This is a genomic window from Anaeromicropila populeti (genome assembly GCF_900112775.1).
GTDB classification, from domain to species: Bacteria; Bacillota; Clostridia; order Lachnospirales; family Lachnospiraceae; genus Anaeromicropila_A; species Anaeromicropila_A populeti.
In genome coordinates, this window is sequence record NZ_FOYZ01000001.1 from 1 (window position 1) to 19,442 (window position 19,442).

21 protein-coding genes are annotated in these 19,442 nt (G+C 36.8%); 1 reads left to right on the top strand and 20 read right to left on the bottom strand.

From position 1 onward, the window contains the following. The 9 genes from BM305_RS00005 to BM305_RS00045 form a co-directional block, all read right to left on the bottom strand. The coding region (locus BM305_RS00005) for a hypothetical protein (protein WP_143099107.1) at positions 1 to 888 on the bottom strand (888 nt) is incomplete at its 3' end. Between the two features lie 35 nt (positions 889 to 923). Further along, a complete protein-coding gene (locus tag BM305_RS00010; protein ID WP_092558643.1) occupies positions 924 to 1,337 on the bottom strand; it encodes a phage tail protein in 414 nt (137 codons plus the stop codon). 23 nt (positions 1,338 to 1,360) lie between these two features. Further along, positions 1,361 to 1,483 (bottom strand): DUF6760 family protein, encoded by a 123-nt coding sequence (locus BM305_RS19585; protein ID WP_272481934.1) that lies wholly within the window; start codon positions 1,481 to 1,483, stop codon positions 1,361 to 1,363. Between the two features lie 53 nt (positions 1,484 to 1,536). Beyond that, positions 1,537 to 1,908 (bottom strand): hypothetical protein, encoded by a 372-nt coding sequence (locus BM305_RS00020; protein ID WP_092558645.1) that lies wholly within the window; start codon positions 1,906 to 1,908, stop codon positions 1,537 to 1,539. A gap of 75 nt (positions 1,909 to 1,983) precedes the next feature. After that, on the bottom strand, positions 1,984 to 2,406 hold the full coding sequence (locus BM305_RS00025; RefSeq protein WP_092558646.1) for a phage tail protein: 423 nt from the start codon (positions 2,404 to 2,406) through the stop codon (positions 1,984 to 1,986). A 23-nt stretch (positions 2,407 to 2,429) separates the two neighbouring features. Beyond that, positions 2,430 to 4,166: a phage tail sheath family protein gene (locus BM305_RS00030; protein ID WP_092558647.1), complete on the bottom strand. Its 1,737-nt coding sequence runs from the start codon at positions 4,164 to 4,166 to the stop codon at positions 2,430 to 2,432. Between the two features lie 120 nt (positions 4,167 to 4,286). Continuing rightward, positions 4,287 to 6,458, bottom strand: coding sequence for a BTAD domain-containing putative transcriptional regulator (locus BM305_RS00035; RefSeq protein WP_177214467.1), 2,172 nt, complete (start codon positions 6,456 to 6,458; stop codon positions 4,287 to 4,289). A 106-nt stretch (positions 6,459 to 6,564) separates the two neighbouring features. Further along, positions 6,565 to 7,170 (bottom strand): TlpA family protein disulfide reductase, encoded by a 606-nt coding sequence (locus tag BM305_RS00040; RefSeq protein WP_092558649.1) that lies wholly within the window; start codon positions 7,168 to 7,170, stop codon positions 6,565 to 6,567. A 9-nt stretch (positions 7,171 to 7,179) separates the two neighbouring features. Next, positions 7,180 to 7,845 (bottom strand): cytochrome c biogenesis CcdA family protein, encoded by a 666-nt coding sequence (locus tag BM305_RS00045; RefSeq protein ID WP_092558650.1) that lies wholly within the window; start codon positions 7,843 to 7,845, stop codon positions 7,180 to 7,182. Between the two features lie 114 nt (positions 7,846 to 7,959). Between BM305_RS00045 and BM305_RS00050 the strand changes: the two genes are divergently transcribed. Further along, the gene (locus BM305_RS00050) at positions 7,960 to 8,637 is read left to right on the top strand and encodes a Crp/Fnr family transcriptional regulator (protein ID WP_092558651.1); all 678 of its coding nucleotides are present in this window, start codon (positions 7,960 to 7,962) and stop codon (positions 8,635 to 8,637) included. Positions 8,638 to 8,679: 42 nt separating this feature from the next. On the opposite strand, the gene trxA is transcribed toward BM305_RS00050, so the two are convergent. From trxA to BM305_RS00105, 11 genes are all read right to left on the bottom strand, one after another. Continuing rightward, positions 8,680 to 8,991, bottom strand: coding sequence for a thioredoxin (trxA, locus tag BM305_RS00055; RefSeq protein WP_092558652.1), 312 nt, complete (start codon positions 8,989 to 8,991; stop codon positions 8,680 to 8,682). A 25-nt stretch (positions 8,992 to 9,016) separates the two neighbouring features. Next, positions 9,017 to 9,559, bottom strand: a complete 543-nt coding sequence (locus BM305_RS00060; RefSeq protein WP_092558653.1) for a permease — start codon at positions 9,557 to 9,559, stop codon at positions 9,017 to 9,019. Then, positions 9,559 to 10,041, bottom strand: a complete 483-nt coding sequence (locus BM305_RS00065; RefSeq protein WP_092558654.1) for a permease — start codon at positions 10,039 to 10,041, stop codon at positions 9,559 to 9,561. The genes BM305_RS00060 and BM305_RS00065 overlap by 1 nt, the downstream gene beginning before the upstream one ends. 17 nt (positions 10,042 to 10,058) lie before the next feature. Next, positions 10,059 to 10,634, bottom strand: a complete 576-nt coding sequence (locus tag BM305_RS00070; protein WP_092558655.1) for a 4Fe-4S binding protein — start codon at positions 10,632 to 10,634, stop codon at positions 10,059 to 10,061. A gap of 1 nt (position 10,635) precedes the next feature. Further along, positions 10,636 to 10,860, bottom strand: coding sequence for a 4Fe-4S dicluster-binding protein (locus BM305_RS00075; RefSeq protein WP_092558656.1), 225 nt, complete (start codon positions 10,858 to 10,860; stop codon positions 10,636 to 10,638). 92 nt (positions 10,861 to 10,952) lie between these two features. Further along, positions 10,953 to 12,656 carry a S8 family peptidase gene (locus BM305_RS00080; RefSeq protein ID WP_092558657.1) on the bottom strand — a complete coding sequence of 568 codons (1,704 nt, stop codon included), beginning with the start codon at positions 12,654 to 12,656 and terminating at the stop codon, positions 10,953 to 10,955. Between the two features lie 48 nt (positions 12,657 to 12,704). Next, positions 12,705 to 14,405: a S8 family peptidase gene (locus tag BM305_RS00085; protein WP_092558658.1), complete on the bottom strand. Its 1,701-nt coding sequence runs from the start codon at positions 14,403 to 14,405 to the stop codon at positions 12,705 to 12,707. A gap of 130 nt (positions 14,406 to 14,535) precedes the next feature. Beyond that, positions 14,536 to 15,483: a recombinase family protein gene (locus BM305_RS00090; RefSeq protein WP_177214468.1), complete on the bottom strand. Its 948-nt coding sequence runs from the start codon at positions 15,481 to 15,483 to the stop codon at positions 14,536 to 14,538. Next, complete coding sequence (locus BM305_RS00095) at positions 15,473 to 17,068, bottom strand: recombinase family protein (RefSeq protein WP_092558660.1); 1,596 nt, start codon at positions 17,066 to 17,068, stop codon at positions 15,473 to 15,475. Before BM305_RS00095 ends, BM305_RS00090 begins: the two co-directional genes overlap by 11 nt. A gap of 17 nt (positions 17,069 to 17,085) precedes the next feature. Continuing rightward, the gene (locus BM305_RS00100) at positions 17,086 to 18,666 is read right to left on the bottom strand and encodes a recombinase family protein (protein ID WP_092558661.1); all 1,581 of its coding nucleotides are present in this window, start codon (positions 18,664 to 18,666) and stop codon (positions 17,086 to 17,088) included. A gap of 57 nt (positions 18,667 to 18,723) precedes the next feature. Continuing rightward, positions 18,724 to 19,413, bottom strand: coding sequence for an ABC transporter ATP-binding protein (locus BM305_RS00105; protein WP_092558662.1), 690 nt, complete (start codon positions 19,411 to 19,413; stop codon positions 18,724 to 18,726). Positions 19,414 to 19,442: the final 29 nt, after the last annotated feature.

Genomic DNA, 19,442 nt, shown 5'->3' on the forward strand with positions numbered 1-19,442 from the left:
TCTCTGTAACAGCACATACTTTTCTTCCTGGTTCTTCTCCTTCAACAGGTTTACTAACTCTGTCTGGTTTGTAATACTTCTCCAGTTCTCTTCCCGTTCTATTCGATTTGTGATACTTCTCCAGTTCTCTTCCCCTTCTGCCTGGCTTGCGAAGCCTTTCCAAAACTCTGTCTTTTCTGCTACCTGGTTCCATACCATTTCTGGAATTTCCTGTATTACTTTCAGAACATTTTCTTCTGCTGTTTCCATCCTTTTTATTTTATAACTTTTCTGCATTTGGCTTTCTTTTCTTTGAATCATTTCATGCAAAACCTGCACAACAGAATAATTGCCCTCTTGACTTTTTTCCCTTAATACACATAACAAATCTGTTTTTAGTAACGTTATTTCCTCCTGGGACATAGATATATTCTTGGAAAAAAGCTGAGCAGCCATGTCTACAATTGAATTTTCCAACAGCTCTTTCTGAAAATTCAGCTGCTGCCTTCTTACTGTCCGTTGAAATAATTCTTTGCTGTTGGGAAGTTTATTTCCCTGCAAAGCCTGATTTAGGATATGAAAAAAAGATTGAGATAACGAGTATGGTTTCACCTCCATTTTACTTGTCAAAGAAATTTGAGGATATAACCTGTCATACCGAATATTAATATATTTTCTCAACCCACCTGAAATACTATGAAATTGTCGATTATCTACATATGTGTTTGTAATTTTCTTTACAACCTGAGTAATACCTTTCCCATTTTTTTGTTCCGATTCCTGGTCTGTTTTCTGCAAATACACCAGTATACCAGCATCAAAATCATACTCCTCAAGTTTTGAATATTTTTCTATGATATTCTTTGCAAACAGTATTGATTGCATATTCCATATTTTCTTATTGTTCATAGTATCATTCCCATTACTTCATTTACTCTGCGATATTACAAAATAGATTGCAGTCCAGAATGTGCAATCTCTAGCTTTTCAATATAAACTCTGTTGGATAACGCATCCAGTTCATCATACTTTTTTGACACAATCATGCCTGAATCAAAGCAAAATTTTTTAATAATTTCTCCGTTCATCTTTATAAAAATAAGAACATTGGAAACTCTTTTTCCAGCAGAAAATTTATCCGTACTTGCATCCTTCACCAAAACACCTTTTTCAAAAATCATTCTGTCTGCCTGCTTTTTGGGATTTCTAATTAAAACGGGATTGGGATTTCCCCCTTCCATAATAGCGTCCACTTCCACTCCTGTCTCAATATTGCTAACTTTGGTGAAGCTCAGTACTACATCATCAAAATAAACCTCAAATTCACAACCCGTTATATAATCTCTGCTTGTGTTCATGATTTTCCTCCTGTACTTTCTTCTTAAATCTGAAATATATTTTCAGGCTCCTGGTTCATTTTACTATTAATTTTTGAAATTTCTTTGCACCATCGAATTCGCTCTCCATGGGGAAGGTTCATAATCTCCTCATGCCCCCAATGCATATAATATCCAATAAATGCCGCTTCCTCATATATTTGTTCTGCCGGATAAACACTTATTGACCGGCTTCCATAAAATTTATAGGAATATCAAGCTCCTTATGGCAATGTGGACAAATCCCTTTATAAGAAGGCACCTCAGCCTCATTAATCCTTTGATATAAATCCTGTAGAAAAGCCAAATCCATTGTAAACAACCCTTCTACAATTGTAGTATCAACTACAGGAAGGGTACCCAGGTTTGTTATCACTCTTGACAATAAAATAATAGTCAGATAGCCTGGATTTTGTTGAACCCTTGGATCACGCAATGGTAAAATTTCATCTGCCGCACAGGCTAAGCGCATTACTCCCTTAGTATGTATTTCTCCATGTAAATCCCTATAACCTCTTGGTAATGTAAATGGATATTCTATCTGCATTGACATATAATTTCCTCCATATCCTTGAAAACCCGCCTTAAGTACATAGTTTAACTCAAGGCAGGCTATTCACTTTTTATACTATTTTGTCCGAGTCATTCCTTCATGTGCTATTTCCAAACTCTCTACTGCAATTTCTGAAGAAGTTGCATTAAAATCAGGTGCTGTATACTTTGATGGCCACGCATTAATTACCTGCCAGGAAGCAACCGCTGCTTCTGTTTCGTCCAACAATGTAATGGTAATGGTTTTTCTTTGAACTGCACCATTTACCCCTGCTATCATCCAGTCATACAAAACCTTAGAATCAGCAAGACCTTTTTTCAAAGTAATATTTCCATATTTTTTTAATCCAGGCACTTTCATCGGAGTTTGTACCATGTCACCTTCTCTATATTCAATCACATCAATTGATGCATCAAATCCGGTTACTTCTGAAAATCCTCCTGCCTGTAAACCGTCTATTTCAACCTTATATCTATATCTACCATGTGGATATGCCATCCGTGCTCACTCCTCTCCTATTTTTATTCTGCTGAATCACTAGTTTTCTGTGTAATTCTAAAGATTACAAATTCAGCAGGTTTTACAGGTGCAACACCGATTACGCATATCAATCTACCATTATCAATGTCATCCTGGCTCATTGTATTTCTACCAATATTCACAAAGAAAGCTTCCTCTGGAGATGTTCCCGCAAGAGAACCCTCTCTCCATAAATTTGTCAAAAATACACTAATTGTTCTTTGAACCCGCACCCAAAGAGTTTCATCATTTGGTTCAAATACAGCCCAGCTGGTGTTTGCCTTAATTGTTTCTTCTATAAAAATGAATAAACGACGCACGTTCACATATTTCCAGCTTCCATCACTGCTAGCTGTTCTAGCACCCCAGACACGAATTCCCTGTCCAGGAAAGGAACGAATTAAATTAACTCCCTTTGGATTCAGAATATCCTGCTCACCTTTATTAAATTGGCAATCCAGTCCAACACAGGCTCTTACTACCTCATTTGCCGGTGCCTTATGAACACCTCTTGTATTGTCACTTCTTGCATAAATTCCAATAACAGAACCCGATGGAGGTATTGCAATATTTTTCTTATCTAGCGGATCAAATACCTGAAGCCATGGGTGGTATAATGCTGCATAATTAGAATCAAAAATATCTCTATGGGCAATCACATCTTGTACCTTTTTTGAATCCTTTGGTATATCTAATACAGCAAAACGACTTGCCAGGTTTTCACAATGCGCTACTAAAGTAAGCTGAACATTTGGATCGGTTACCCCTGGGACTGCCATAATGGAAACTGCATCATTATCCACAAATGCCTGTATTCCTGTTCGTTTTCCGGCCCCATTATCTACACCAATAAACTCTGCCGCAGTAACACCTGATATGGCGCCGTTGCTGCCTTCTGCCAAAGTAATGGAAACGCTGACAGCACCTTCTTCAGCCAGCTCGTCAAAAGGAGATTTTACTTCTTCTGCTTCCTTTCCAACATACTCAACAGCGATTAAATCTGATTTAGATGTCTTTTTTACAATAAAATTAGATGCCTCAATGTTAAAGGAAACATTTTCATAAATCTCAACGATATCTTCATACCTGGCTTCTAAAGTAAATTCACAGGTTGTAATTACTCTGGCTGGTAATAAATCGGTATCTACAATGCTGTCCTCAAAAGCACTAGCAAACGTAATAATATTATCCTGATTCTTTATGACCTTATTGTATGTAACCTTCTCCTCTTCACGATAGGCAACAATATCTCCTACGTTAAAGCCTGCACCACTTTTTACACGGTATTTTTTTCCTTCTGCTGCTTCTATAATCTCCAACACCTGAGTTTTTGCCTTACTAGCTGGATAAATCGTAATACCAATTCGATCCCCCCACATACCTGGGTTTTTTGCTGTCACCGACAATACAGGCGCATCTTTGGATGGAGCAAATCCTACAGAGCATTTTGCATCCGCTGGTGCCACACGCATAACAAAGCAGCGAGAACCACCATTTACAAAAAAATGTTCTACTGCATATGCCAAAAACCGATACTCTCCGTATTCATTTTCTGACAAATAGCCTCCATATGTTCTTTTAAAATCCGAAAAATTTGTAACAAGCTGTGGCACTCCTTCAATAGGACCTTTTTCTGCTAACCCTATAAAACCTGCTGTACTTGTACCAACACCTTCCATAGGTTTTCCACCCGAAGCAAACTCTTCCACATACACACCTGGTGATAAGTATTCCGCCATATTATTCCAGTTTCTATTGCAATCACTATTATTGCATAGTAAACCAGATACCTCCCTTCTTAACAAAAAAGTTGTTGCACCTATTGTACATTTTCTTTATATACTCTTTTATATACAAAACTATACATAAACTCTTTCATTTTTTATATTTTCCTCAATAAAACTATGCCTATATATTTCATTTAATTTATCGCTAGGCTCTATTTCTAGTTCTTTCTTTAATAAAATACAAAAATCTTCGTATTTTTTTCTTACTAGTTTGTAATTTCCTAGTTGTCCATAGCAGAAAATAAGCATGCCTACTATTTTTTCCGAATAGCTGTCAATTTCCAGTGCTTTTTTTAAAAAAGCAATACTATTTTCATAGGATTTTTCCTTTATGTATTCCTGAGCCAGCAGAACACAGCCTTTTATGTACATTGTTTCGTAATACTCTTTCCCTTCTCTCCCCCATTCACAATCAAAATCACCTAAATATGTACCAGGATACACCAAAAAGTAATCCTGATTTTTTCGTAAAGCAGCCATATCGTTTTTCTGAATTCTTTCACAAAATAAAATCATTTCGGACAAATCAGACTGAATATACTCCATATTCAGACTATACATTTTATTCTTATATTGAATCAGGTTATCCAAATGATGTGCCGCTAGTTCCTTTCTGATGTTATACAGCATATTATGTAGCATTGCCACTGCATTATCTGGCACATAATGATTCCAGAGCTTTTCCAGTATTTTTTGCCTTGATACTGGCTTACCCTGCAATTCATGCAAATATGCAAATAATTCACATCCTTTTTTTGTTCTCCATGGTATTTCTTTTTCATCCTCTGAAAATATCACTTCAAACCTGCCAAATGATTTTACTATTATTTTTTTGTTCACAGCAGGATTGTCCGCTTTTTCCACGTTTTGCACAGAACCAAAAAGTGCATCCTTTATTTTTTTGCTATAATACGGCTGATTTTCATTATATCGTATCAAAAGCTTATAAAAATCTTGATAGCTGCACTCTTGATTAGTTGGAATAAAACTATCCCTGCTTAAATCATATTCTGATTTTTTCATTTTATTTCTATAAATAAAATATTCTCCTATTTGTTCCAAAATATCCGAGCCAAGACAGTTTCCCACATTCAAAAAATATAAAATACATTTTTTCACTAGCCCATCATCCAGATGCTGTACTAAATCACTCTGATATAGCGCTAACACCTTTTTCAGATGCTGGACGTCATGTATTCTCATCGCATAATCAATTGCCATTTCATATTTACCTATGGAACAGCAATAGTATGACGCCTTCTTTATGATTTCTTCCTTCTCTTTCGGCAGCAGCTGGTTGCAAAGAAAAGTCCGGAATATAGTATTATAATACCAGGTATTACAATCTTCCCCAACCTTTTCTATAAATAGATTTTCTCTTAACAAAATAGATATTAATCGTTCTGATTCTTGATTTAGAAAAATATAGTTGCACAATTCCAGATTAAACTCATCTAATACAGCAGTAATTTTCAGAAAATGCCTGATTTCCTCTGGCAGATAGTTATAAATTTCTTCTTCTATGTACTGCGTTAGCAATGAAATGCTAATCAGCTCTTCCCAATTTATCTTTTCATAATTTATGGGCTTCTGATTTTCAAAATAAATAAGTGCGGCTTTTATTCCTGCCTGCCATCCATTGAATTTCTCAAATAAAATCTTTCCCATTTGTTTTTTATCTTTATAATCAGAGAACAGTTTAACGAAGGAATCTGTTTCTTCCAGACTAAACGCTAGACTTTCCTGTGCTACACAATAACAGAAGCCTTCCATAATCAATTTTGAAAGCCCATCTGCCATGGAGCTTCTTCCTAAAATAAGTACTTTTGCATTTTGTGGTATATTAGTAATCAAATACTTCATCAAATTATGTATTTCGGAATTATCAATTAAATGAAAATCATCAAATACCAGTCTCAGTTGTTTTCCTTCTAAATTTTCATTTAATTTTTCCAGCATTCTTTTAATATACCATTCATAATTCTCTTCCTCAGTTACTTCAAAATCCAAATCCAAACATTTCTTTTTCCATGCATCCACTAGATTTTTCATAAAAACTTTTTTTCTGTTATCTGCTTTTATAAAGGTATACCATACATCCATAATTTCTCTGGTTTTGCAATATTGTAGGGCAAGTACCGTTTTTCCATATCCTGCATTTGCATTAATTAAAATGCAAGGTTCTTTTACATCAGCAAGTACTTTCAACATGTTTTCTCTTAAAATAAAATTCTGTTGTTTCATTTCTACAACTCCTATTCTATTTTTTTGTACCATTCTTTCTCATGCTTTCAATTATACACCATATTCTACACATTTTTATATACATTTTAAAAAACTAATTATTTAATTAATTTATTTCACTTTTTTCTGTTATGAGGTCAATTCCCTTTAACAAATCCTCTTCCTCTATCATCCCTTGTGCATATGTGATAAGATTACCTGAAGCATCAATAAAATAGGTTGTTGGAATAGACGAAACATTATACATATATGCCGCATTCTGATCTATATCAAAATAAACTGGAAATGTATATTCGTTGTCCTCAATATGCTGCAAAGCACTTTCCTTCGTTTCTCTGGAACCATCTGTTAAATTCACCATCATAAACTCAACATCCACATCCAGTTCCTCATATACCTTCTGAAAATCAGGCATTTCACTTTTACACGGTCCACACCAGCTTGCCCAGAAATTGAGAACAATAGGCTTTCCTACTTTAGATTTTAAAGTTACCTCTTGTCCATCCTTATCATAAACTTTAAAATCTGGTGCAGCAAACTCATCTGTTTCCTCTTCTGTTCCTTCAGTAGCTGCTGTTCCTTCGTCTTCAACAACCTGAAGTCTTTCCTGATTTCCATACCGTTCCTTCAGCACCTGGTATCCAATTGAGCTGCCGCCCACAAGAAGAATAAATGCACCAATCCATATTAATATTTTACTATATTTTTTCATACGACCTCCTTAGAAACTTAATAAAGATAACAGATACCCCATGTATCCTGTCATCATTGCAATTCCTACCAATATAAGAAATATTCCAGATATTATATTGATTACCTGATAATGTGTTTTAATAAATTGAAAAGTTCCTTTTAGCTTATCAATTAAAATAGCGCTCATTAAAAATGGAATACCTAAACCAACCGAATAAGCAATCAGCATAAAAATTCCTTGAACCATGGAACCTCTCTCAGATGCCAGCATAAGTGCAGATCCTAAGAAGGCTCCCACACAAGGGGTCCATCCAATGGAAAAAATAATGCCAAATATAACGGCTGCGCCAAAACCAAGTTTGTTCCTGCTATATTGCAGTTTTCGTGTACTGTTTAGAAATCCTATTTTAAAAATACCTGTAAAATTCAAGCCAAATAGAATAACAATACCTCCTGTAACTATATTTACCAGTAATTTTTGCTCCTTCAGTAAATGTCCAAGACTTCCTGCAAAAGCCCCTAGTGACACAAAAACAACGGTAAAACCCAGTATAAATCCCAGTGCATTGGTAATTACTTTTCTTTTATCCTGACTTCCCCCTGCAAAATAAGAAATATAAATGGGAAGCATGGGTAATAAACAAGGGGATATAAAGGTGATGATGCCCTCTAAAAATGAAATAATATACTGCATCAGCCTCCTCCTTTCTCTATGATTACAAAATATGTCTGTTCAATACGTTCTAATCTTGCCTTTTACTGCATTTAATTGTATTATAATACTCAGATAAAGGAAAGGGGTAGAGCAATGATAACACAAAATGAAGTTGATATTTTAAGCCAAAGCTTAGACTTTTGGGAAAACCTCTCAAAGGATCAGCAAGATTTTCTTATTTCCCATGCCACTATATATCACTATGAAAAAGGCAGCTCCCTTCACTCAGGCAGTAACGATTGTATTGGTCTCTTAGTCGTAAAATCTGGAACAATCCGGACTTATATTTTATCAGAAGAAGGACGAGAAATCACTCTTTATCGCCTGGAAAGAAATGATATTTGTGTACTATCAGCATCTTGTGTATTAGAAACCATTACATTTGATGTTCACGTAGATGCAGAAACAGATTGTGATATTATTCAAATTAATTCTCATTCCTTTCAGAAAATCTCTTCTGAAAATGTTTATGCAGAACTATTTTCTTACAAATTGGCTACTGAACGCTTTTCAGACGTTATGTGGGCAATGCAGCAGATTTTATTTACCAGCTTTGACAAACGTTTAGCCGCTTTTTTACTTGATGAAACTGTAAAAAACAATTCCGACACCATTCATATGACTCATGAGCAAATTGCCCGTTATGTGGGTAGTGCCAGAGAAGTGGTATCTAGAATGCTGAAATATTTCGTCAGGGAAGAACTGGTGACCCTGTCCCGTGGCGGAATAGAAATAATCAATAAGCAAAAACTTCGTTCTATTATTTCATAGCTAGAAGGAAACACGCAAAGCGTGTTTCCTTCTAGAAGCTTTTTAAACATTTAACATATCAAGGATTGCTTTCTTTGGTTTTGCTCCAACAGAATTACTAACAACCCTTCCATCCTTTATTACAATAAGGGTCGGAATCGTCATTACCTTGAATTTAGAAGCCAGTTCTGGCTGTTCATCTACATTCACTTTACCTATTTTAGCTTCTGTCACTTCTCCTGCAAGTTCCTCTACAATTGGAAGGAGCATTTGACATGGTCCACACCATGGAGCCCAAAAATCTAGTAAAACCGGCTTGTCTGATTTCAACACTTCACTCTCAAAATTTCCCTTTGTTATTTTTATTGCTGCCATATGAATCTCTCCTTTATTTTCATTTTTATAATTGTTGACTCATTTCATATATTTTCTCACGTTCCTCTTGTCTGGTTGCTTTTTCCAGCAGGAATGCAATTAGAACAATTCCTATCAGATTGCAGATAAATCGAAGAAACATGTAAGAAAAGCCAAGACTGCTTACTTCAAATAGTATTAGCGGAAGCTTTGTTGTAGCCCACGCTCCAATAAATAAAAATACGTTAAACAGGCGGACTCCTTTTTTTAACAAAATTCCAGCCACCGGAAAAGCGGCATATAGTGGTCCTGCGGCGGCTGACCCTAATAGAAAGGCAAGCAGCGCACCTTTTATTCCTGAATCGGCACCCATAAATTTCATCATAGTTTCTTTTTCCACCCAGACATCAAGCAGACCAAGCAGGACAAATATTGGTGGAATTACCATGAGCATTTCCTTAAGGTTTTTTGCTGTAATGATGAAGGATTCTTTTCCTAGTTCAGGATATATAAATAAAACAATTAAATTAATAACTAAGAATACTCCAAAAAAACGATATCTTTTTATTATCTTCTTCCAGTTCTGCATTATTTGTAAATAATCCCTCCTAATAGTACGGAAATCACAACGGCATAGAAAAATGCAAATAAATTTCTTTTAATTGTTGTGCTTCTTCCAAAATATTGTATTTCTACTGGCATGGTTACAATCCCTACCATCATCAGCGTTGTGATAAACATGGTAATCTGTCCATAGCCGGCTCCTGCCTTTAACAGGGAAGCAGCCAGCGGAAATGCAACAAATCCAGGTATTAGTGTAATGGAACCAATGATGGCTGCCAGTGCCATCCCCAGTACTCCTGACTCACTTCCTAATAAAGAAGAAATCATTTCTTTATCTAGTACGGAAAGCATCATTCCAATAATTAGCAACACAGTAAACAACTGGGGTAAAATATTTTCAAATGACTTCCATGCCTTCTTTAATGCCATTTTTGTCTTTTTCTTATCCTTACTCCATGATGCAATCAGCAATACACTCATGGTTCCGTATAATACATAAGTAAACACTATTTTCCTCCTTTGGATTACTCCTTTATTTTACAAATCATCTGTGTCATGGTACCCATTGGACAATACACACACCAGGAACGCGGCTTGAAGAGAAGCATTGTAACTAATCCAAGTAAGGTTGAAGTTAGCATAAGACTATAAAATCCAAATGCAAACTGCGCAACCCAAGGAGCTGCAATTGTCCCATGATATGCCCACGTCCACGGCATTTTAAACGTCCACAGCAAGGTTACAACCTGCTTTAAACCACTTACTTCTGAAAAAACCAGATACGTATAGAATACCATATTAGCAAACATTGTTAAAAAGAAAATTAAAAATCCGTATCGGAACCATTTACTTCGAATAAACTTAGGCAATGGTTTATTTCTGGATAGTTTGAATTTACCTCCCAGCAGATGGAACAGCTGCCCCCTGCCACAATAACGGTTACAATATGCCTTATTTCCTTTTGTGATAGAAATAAGTAACGGAATAAGAAAACAAAGCATTCCCAGCCATGCAAATAAAATATTTACAAAGCCTAAAACCAGATAAAGCGCAGAAGCAATCCATAAATATTCATACCATTTTTTATGTCTTTTCTTCATACTAATTCTCCTCCTGCTGACTTGCTTCTGTTATCATTTCAATTACGCATGCTGGACAGATTTTTTCACAAAGCCCACATCCCACACATAAATCCTTATCTACTTTTGCAGTAACACCTTTTGGCACAGATATTGCAGTTCTTGGACAAACTCCTGCGCAGCTTCCACAAGCTACACACTTACTTTCTAAAACCTCCGCATATCTTTTACGTCTCTGCACTGCCATAAATGAACCTCCATTCAACTTTTGCCCTATTCTATCACATACTTTTTTTTTATTCTGTGACTAAATCACATATCTATTCTCTTTTTTTTAAATTAAATATCTTCCCCTCGTAAACTCATAAACGTGCCGTAAATATCTAGTATGCCATATCCCCATTCCCGATTCGGGTACGTCAGGTTGGGATTTCGTTTTACCCCTCTTACTAAATATTTTTTTGCCTGAGAGGTGTCCATACCTCTGTCATTCCCTCTCACGATCCCCCACTCTAACAGCATACCAGTTACTCCTGTGGTCAGAGCCGCTGCAATACTAGATCCAGATTGTGGCGCAAATGTATTTCCTGGCTGCGGGCTATATACATTTACACCTGGCGCTGCCATCTCTGGTTTCACGTAATCAGTTCTGGAATACCCGCGGCTGGCAAAATTATACAAACTTTGATTAACAGGGTCATACGGAGTAACTGTGATTGCATACAACGCATTGCCTGGATTGGTAATTGTTGTATAGGTATTAGGATTTAAGAAAAAGGTTTCATCTGAAATAAAATTTCTCATAGGAAGCCAGATGTGAAAACCCGATGAAATAATTCCACTATATACATTAAATCTCCAGATACCTGGAGCAACATTTTTAAAGCGCATTAAGATAAGCTGATCTCCTGACTGAGATTCTACTAATAAGAAATCAATATTTATGATTGTATTCTCAAATAGAAATTTAACTTCCCTGTGTTCATTTAACCGTGCTGGTATTCGGGGAATGTACTGTCCTGTTGGTGACAATATATCAATGGAATACGTCCCTGGTGTATTTCCCCAAAGTTCCATTGTAAAACCAGTATCCTTTTCCCCTACTTTCAATTCAACGGTATTAAACCCCTTTGTCTTATCGATTTCTCCATAATAGTGATGACCACTGTTCCCTTCATTACCTCCCGCAGCCGTAATACAAGTCCCTACCTGATTGGATAAACGGGCAATACTGTCTGCCAGTGCCTCCCGTCCGTCATGGCTGCCCTGATTGCTTCCCAGACCGATACAGATTGCAATGGGTTTTTTCAGTTTTCGGGCGGCATTAAATAAGTAACGCAGTCCAAACATTATGTCATTCTCCTGGTAAGCTATTGCCTCTTCCGGTACACGAAAATATTCCTTTAATGCTCTTTTGGCTGGTTTTAGCTTTACAACCACAAATTCTGCCGCTGGCAATACACCTGAAAAATCGCTCTCCGTCATGCGGTTTCCTCCTGCAAGTCCTGCTAATGTAGTACCATGCCCTATCTCATCTTTGCTGGGAACTATTGAATATGGATTTTTCATTTTTAGTGCCTCATTTATTTGCTTTCTACTATATTCTGTTCCATAAAAAAAGGTATCTTCCGTTGCCTTGGTATTGGGAATGGACTGATCCCAAATGGAAACAATTCGCGTAGAGTTATCACTGTTTCGAAACAATGGATTTGTATAATCAATTCCTGTATCCACAAATCCCAATAGGATATCCTGTCCCCGCAGACCTAGATATGGAATATTCTGAATCTTTACAACACCAAGTTCATCTAGACTGGTCATATCCACAAGACCAAATAATTTAGGAATAATTGAATATCCAATTAGACTTGTAATTTCTTTCTTTACCTTTTCTGCTGAATAATAAATAACTGCATACTTATTATCAATAATATTCATTGCTGTCGTATCAAACTGCTCGATTTCTTCGCTGCTTATGTTATATTCAATGATACCGTCTACATACTCTTCACTATAAATCTTTATTCTGTCCTCCTCCAGCATAATGCTTCATCCTTTCTATATTATATATGCTGCTGGAAACTAAAAACTTTATCCTTCTCCCCGCAGACTGATAAAAATTCCGTATACATCTAACATTCCATATCCCCATTCCTTGTTAGGATACACCACATTAGGCATTCTTTTTACTCCCCGGATTAAATATTTTTTTGTCTGTACCGTGTCCATTCCCCTGTCGTTTCCTTTAACAATTCCCCATTCCAGCAGCATTGCGGTAACACCTGCTGTAAATGCAGCTGCTATGCTGGAACCTGACTGAGGCTGAAACTGATTATTCAGAGCTGGCGTATATACATTTACACCTGGGGCTGCCAACTCAGGTTTTACAACTCCTGTTCTAGAATACCCTCTGCTGGAATATATGTATATACTTTTATTTGTGTGGTCATAAGGAACCACCGTAATTGCAAACATTGCATTTCCTGGATTTGTTATGGTGGTATCTGGATTGGGATTAACAAAAAAAGTCTGGTCTGATATAAATCCCCGCATGGGAAGCCATATATGAAACCCTGAAGAAATAGGTCCGCTATATACATTGAACCGCCAGATTCCTGGTGCTGAATTCTTAAACCGCAATAAAATCAACTGATCTCCCGATTGTGTTTCCAGCAATAAATAATCCACAATAACCGTTGTATTTTCAAATAGAAAACTTATCACTCGATGTTCATTAAAAGTCGCTGGTATCCGTGGAACATATTGTCCAGTTGGGGATAACATGTCAATGGAATAAGTCCCCGGTACTCCACCCCACAGTTCCATGGAAAATCCCTGTTCATTTTCTCCAACCTTTAATTCCACTGTCGTATAGCCTTTACTTTTATCTACTTCTCCATAGAAATGGTGACCGCTGTTCCCTTCATTCCCTCCTGCAATGGTGATAGCTATTCCAACCTGATCCGAAAGGGTATTTATCATATCACTTAGTACTCCAGTTCCACCATGGCTGCCTTGATTGGTGCCAAGTCCAATACAAATTGCAATTGGTTTTTTCAACCTTCTTGCCATATTAAACAAGTATTGCAGCCCAAACATAATATCATTTTCCTGATAACAGATGGCATCTTCTGGAATTAAAAAAAAATTTCTTAAAGTCTCCTTAGCAGGCTTTAACTTTACAATTACATATTCTGCTGCTGGGGCAACACCTGCGAAATTTTCATTCTCTAATCGCGATCCACCTGCAAGCCCTGCTAATGCAGTTCCATGTCCTATCTCATCTGTACTTGGAACTATGGACAATGGGTCATCACTTTGCAGCGCCTCATTAATTTGTTCTCTCGTATATTCTGTTCCATAATAAAAGGTTCTGTCTGTTGCCTGCAAGTTTGGTATAGACTGATCCCAGATGGATACAATACGTGTGGTATTATCGCTGTATTGAAATAATGGATTGGTGTATTCAATACCCGTATCAATAAATCCCAATAACACATCCTGCCCCCGAAGAGACAGATAAGGAATATTCTGAATCTTAGTAACACCTATTTCTTCTAAGCTGCTGGTCTCCACCAGTCCAAACAATTTGGGAATGACGTAATAACCACTTTGATTAACAAGTGGTTCTGAGATTTTTGAATTTGGAAAATATATTACCGCATATTTTTCATCTATAAAATTTCTTGGATCTTTTTCAAATGTCAATAACTCTTCGCCGCTAACATTATATTCTATAATCAAATCTGCATATTCCTGACTATATATTCTTTTTCTGTCTTCTTGCTTCATATCACAGCCTGCCCTTTCCCAAATCTAATCTTTCGTATAAGTATATGAACGCATGGTACAAATTAAAACACAATTTCCATATATCGCGTTTGGTCCTATTATATCACCAGCATCACCATACATATAAGAATCAAACTTCCTGACAATTCCCTCTGGTGTATTCTAAATGATAAGAATTCACTTTTTGGAAAACCTTTGGGTCAATAATGGCCTGGTGATGATTTTCTATTCTCTTCCACTTTTCTTTCTCAATTAACCTGGACTTCTTGCTTCCTATTTCTTTCACCTTGTATTTGCTGTAAATAAACGTTCCAATATAAACTTCATTCTTCAGTATAGACTGGACCACCTGAATACTCCACACATAGGTTTTAACTGGAGCATCTGGTGTCTTTCTTTTCTGTTTAAACATAGCTGGTGTTGGTACCTGCTTTTGATTTAACATCCCTGCTATCTCTCCCGGCCTCTTGCCTTCCTCTGTCCAAAGAAAGATATCCCGCACAACCTCTGCCTCCTCCTTTTGAACTAGAAGCTGGTTTCTATTCCCAGAGTCCTTATAATAACCAAACGGTTCACTGCCATTGGCATACTGCCCGCTGCTCTTCTTCACCTCCAAAGATGCTTTTACCTTTTCCGAAATATCTTTGCAGTAAAAATCTGCAAGAATACTTTTAAATGCCACATCCAGACCAGCCATGTTTTCTTTTAGGCAGCTGCTGTCATACCCGTCACTAATGGAAATAAAACGGACTCCCATAAAAGGAAAAATCTGTTCCAAATAACTTCCCAATTCAATGTAATCTCTTGAGAATCTGGAGAAGTCCTTTACTATCACCGTATGAACCTCCCCCTTCTTTAAAGCTTTAAAAAGCTGCTGAATGGCTGGCCGCAGAAAATTACTTCCACTATATCCATCATCGTAAAACTCAATTACTTCTTCACTCTCAAATTCTTTCTTTGACCTGATAAAAGCTTGTATCATTACCCTTTGGTTGGTAATGCTGTTACTTTCCTCAAAAAAGCCTTTATCCTCTACGGATATTCGCATATAAACTGCCACATACTGCTTACCGCTCATTTTCATACTCTCCTTCTATGGTCTGTCGAAACTCTAATACAAGTTCCATTCTCTTTTCTGAATAGAGTACTATTTTGTTCACCATGCCACATAAGAAATCATCTGTCAACGCATTCAATAGTCGTCTATTTTCTACTCCTTTTCTTTCTATTTCTTCTATTCTGTTCTTCACCTCTTTTTCCCGTCTTTCTAAAAATAAGCGGTTCTGCCGGACTTCCCTCTGCCTCTTTAAAAATTCCTTTTCTTCCATGTTCCCTTCTATATAATGCTGGAAGTCACGGCTAAACATTTTTTCTGCGTACCCCTTCCTTTCTTTTATTTGTATCAGTTCATTTTTCACGCTGAATACTGCCGTTTTTTTTGCTTTTTCGTTTAATTTTAAAAAACCTTGCTGCTCCAGCCTGCTCATTAAAAACTCTCTTTGCATACTAGCTTCTATAATAAGTAAAAGTTCTCTTTCTTGTATGGTTTTTCTGCTGCATTTTCTTTCGTCCTGATACTGACTGTTTCCACAATAGTAAGAAATCCTTCTTATCTCTGTCCCCCTTGCTCTATAATATGCCTTTCTTAATTTTTTTTGACACTCTCCACAGAAAACCACTTCTCCCAACAACCCTCCTGCCCCATCAGCACCGCTCTTTGTTCTAGTCCTTTGATTATTTAAAAGAAGTTTGCTGACCTGTTGGAACACCTCATCTTCTACAATTGGCATATGAGCGTTTTTTACAATAAATTGATCTTCCACAACTGTTTTTCTAGCTTTATGATTTTCATAAAGTCTGCTGCTGGATTTCCTTTGAACCAGTTGACCTATATAAACTGAATTTTGTAAAAGTTCTTTTATCACATCTGTTTTCCAGGCAAACAGCTTTTCCCCCTCCTTTCTTCTTACATGTCCATATTTCCTGTACTCACTGATTCGATGAACATGTTTCTGATATAATTGTCCTGCTATTTCTTTACACCCCATTCCTGTAAGATACTGCTGGAAAATCCATCGCACAATAATCGCCGCTTCAAGTTCCATTTCTAATAAACGCTTTCCCTCTTTCCATACGACACAATACCCATAAGGTGCTATGCTCCCCATAAAACTTCCTTTTTCCTGAAGCATCCATTTTGTGTCGCTGACACGCTTTGATATATCCTTTGCATACAGTTCATTTACAAGGTTTTTTATGTTTACCACCATTTTCTGGTTTTCAACATCCTCCGCCAGGCTGTCATACCCGTCTGCTATCGCAATAAAACGTACCTTTAAAAAAGGAAATATTCTATCTACATAATTTCCTGTTTCAATATGGTCTCTTCCAAATCGGGAAAAATCCTTCACCACGATACAGTTGATTCTGCCTGCTTTTACATCTGCCATCATCCTTTGAAATCCACTTCTTTCAAAATCAGTACCTGTTCTCCCACAATCCTGATACACCGCTCCAATTTCAATATCTGCTGCCTGCTCCACGTATTTTTTGGCAAGATCTATTTGTGTCTCAATAGACTCTGTTTTCCGATCCCTGGAATCAACCGATAATCTGGCATATACTCCAGCAGTATATATTCTCTCTGCTTTCTGTCCACTCATTGATTTTCCTTTCTTTTCTACGTCGTTATAAGACTACTTTGGCAGCAAAGCACTACCTGTATTGTTTTTGCATCAATAATTTGTATCTGGTCAATAACCCGCAAAACAAGGGAACGGTTTAGTTTTTCAAAATAATTTACCTCCTCTTCCTGACTTTGCTTTTTCCACTCTTCCTGGTCCGCCTTCTGCTTTCTTAAAACTTCTTTTAACTCTTCATACTGGTTTTTATAAATCTGATATAATGTATCCTGTTCTTCTTTTGAAATTTCTTTGTTTCTCCCCTTTTCCTCTACAGCTTCCATCAGCCTACTTATTCGTCTGCACTCTCTAACAATTGTCTGCTGGTGTTGTCTTTCTGCTTCACTACATGGACTTTTTGGATTCAAATCGTTCCTCCAGCCAAGCAGCCTTTCCGAACCAAAAAACACAGCAAACTGCCATCTTAAAAGCTGTCGTACCGTTTCCTCCAGTACAACTGCTTCTATACTGTGTCTAGAGCATTGCTTTGTGTTTTTATTATAGGTAGCACAAATATAGTACTTGTTTTTTTTCTCTTGATAAGAGACTGTTTTTCGTACCATATTTTGTTCACAATCCCCACATCTAAGAAGTCCTGAAAATATATCAGCTACATTTTCATGTCCTGTCACTCTGGTATCCCACTGAAGTATTTTCTGAACTAAATAAAAATCCTCCCTGTTAATAACAGCTTCATGAGTATTCTCCACTATAATCCACTGAGATTTTGGCCGATATACTCTTTTATTTATTTTGTAGTTAATCTTTTCTCTCTTTCCCTGAGCTAATGTTCCAATATATAGCTGATTTTCTAAAATTCTTTTGACTGTTTCTCTGGACCATCTTGCACTTGTGCATTTCTCGAATCCTGAGTAGTACTTAAGCCCACAAAGCTTTTTGTATTCAAGAGGTGATAAAACCCCCTTATCATTTAGTTTATCTGCAATGTTTTTTTCACTCCAGCCTTCTAATTTCCATGAAAATATCTGTTTTACAATTTGAGCGGGATAGGCGTCTATCAGTAACTGGTTTTTGTTTTTTGGATTTTTCACATATCCATAGGCTGCAAAGGAACCTGTGAATTCTCCCTGTTTTCTTTTTATTTCCTGTTGACTTCTAACCTTTTGAGAAATGTCTCTGCAATAGGAATCGTTGATAAAATTTTTTATTGGTAGTAAGAAGGCACTTTCTGCTTTATTGGCAGTCAAACTGTCATATCGATCCGAAATAGCAATAAAGCGCACAGAAAAAGCTGGGAGAATTCTTTGAATCCATCTCCCAGCTTCAATATAATCTCGTCCAAAACGAGAAAGATCTTTTACGATAATCAGATTTATCTTTCCTAAATGGACATCCTCCATCATTCTCTTAAATTCTGGACGTTCAAAATTACTTCCTGAAAATCCATCATCCACGTACACTTCCACCAGTCGTATTTCTGGCTTATCCACCAAATAGTCTGCTATCAGTTCCCGCTGGCTTCCAATACTATTGCTCTCTGCTTTACTTCTTCCATCTTTCACTGCATCTTCCCTAGATAACCGAAGATATGCACCAGCATAGTAAATTGCTTCACTCATGCACTTCACTCCAAACGAAAAACTATACTTTAAAAATATATTCCTTTCGTTTGTTTCCTATGCTGTTATTTTACTGTGTTCCACAATTTCCCCGTCAACCAGACGAATAATTGAAGTTCCATATTGGGCAGCACTTTGGGAATGTGTTACCTGAATCAGCGTTTTTCCATATTTTCTATTGATGCTTCGAAATAACTCCATGATTTCCTTTCCCGTTTTTGAATCTAGATTTCCAATTGGCTCATCTAAAAAGATGATATCGGGTTCTGAAATCAATGCTCTGGCTATAGCAACTCTCTGCTGCTGACCCCCAGATAATTCTCTAGGTGTTGCCTTACGCTTATCGGATAATCCAATTACATCTAGAATTTCCGTTAATTTTTCTTCATATTTTTTAGGATTTTTGCCATCCAAAATAATAGGAAGTAAAATATTATCTTCTACATTCAGATTTTGAACCAGATTATAAAACTGAAATACAAATCCAATTTTACTTCTTCGCAGCTTGCTCATTGCCTTTTTACTTACCTGAGCCAAATCCTTTCCATCTAACTGAACCGTCCCGCTGGTAGGCTTATCTAATCCCCCCAGCAAATAGAGCAGCGTTGATTTTCCACTTCCTGATGGCCCCATAATGGATACAAACTCTCCCTTTTCCACACTAAAATCTAGCCCCTTTAGTACAGTCGTTTCTTCTTTCCCTGTCATAAATGATTTGTTTAGATTAATTACCTCAATTGCCTTCATATTTCTATCCTCCAATTTAGAATTATTTT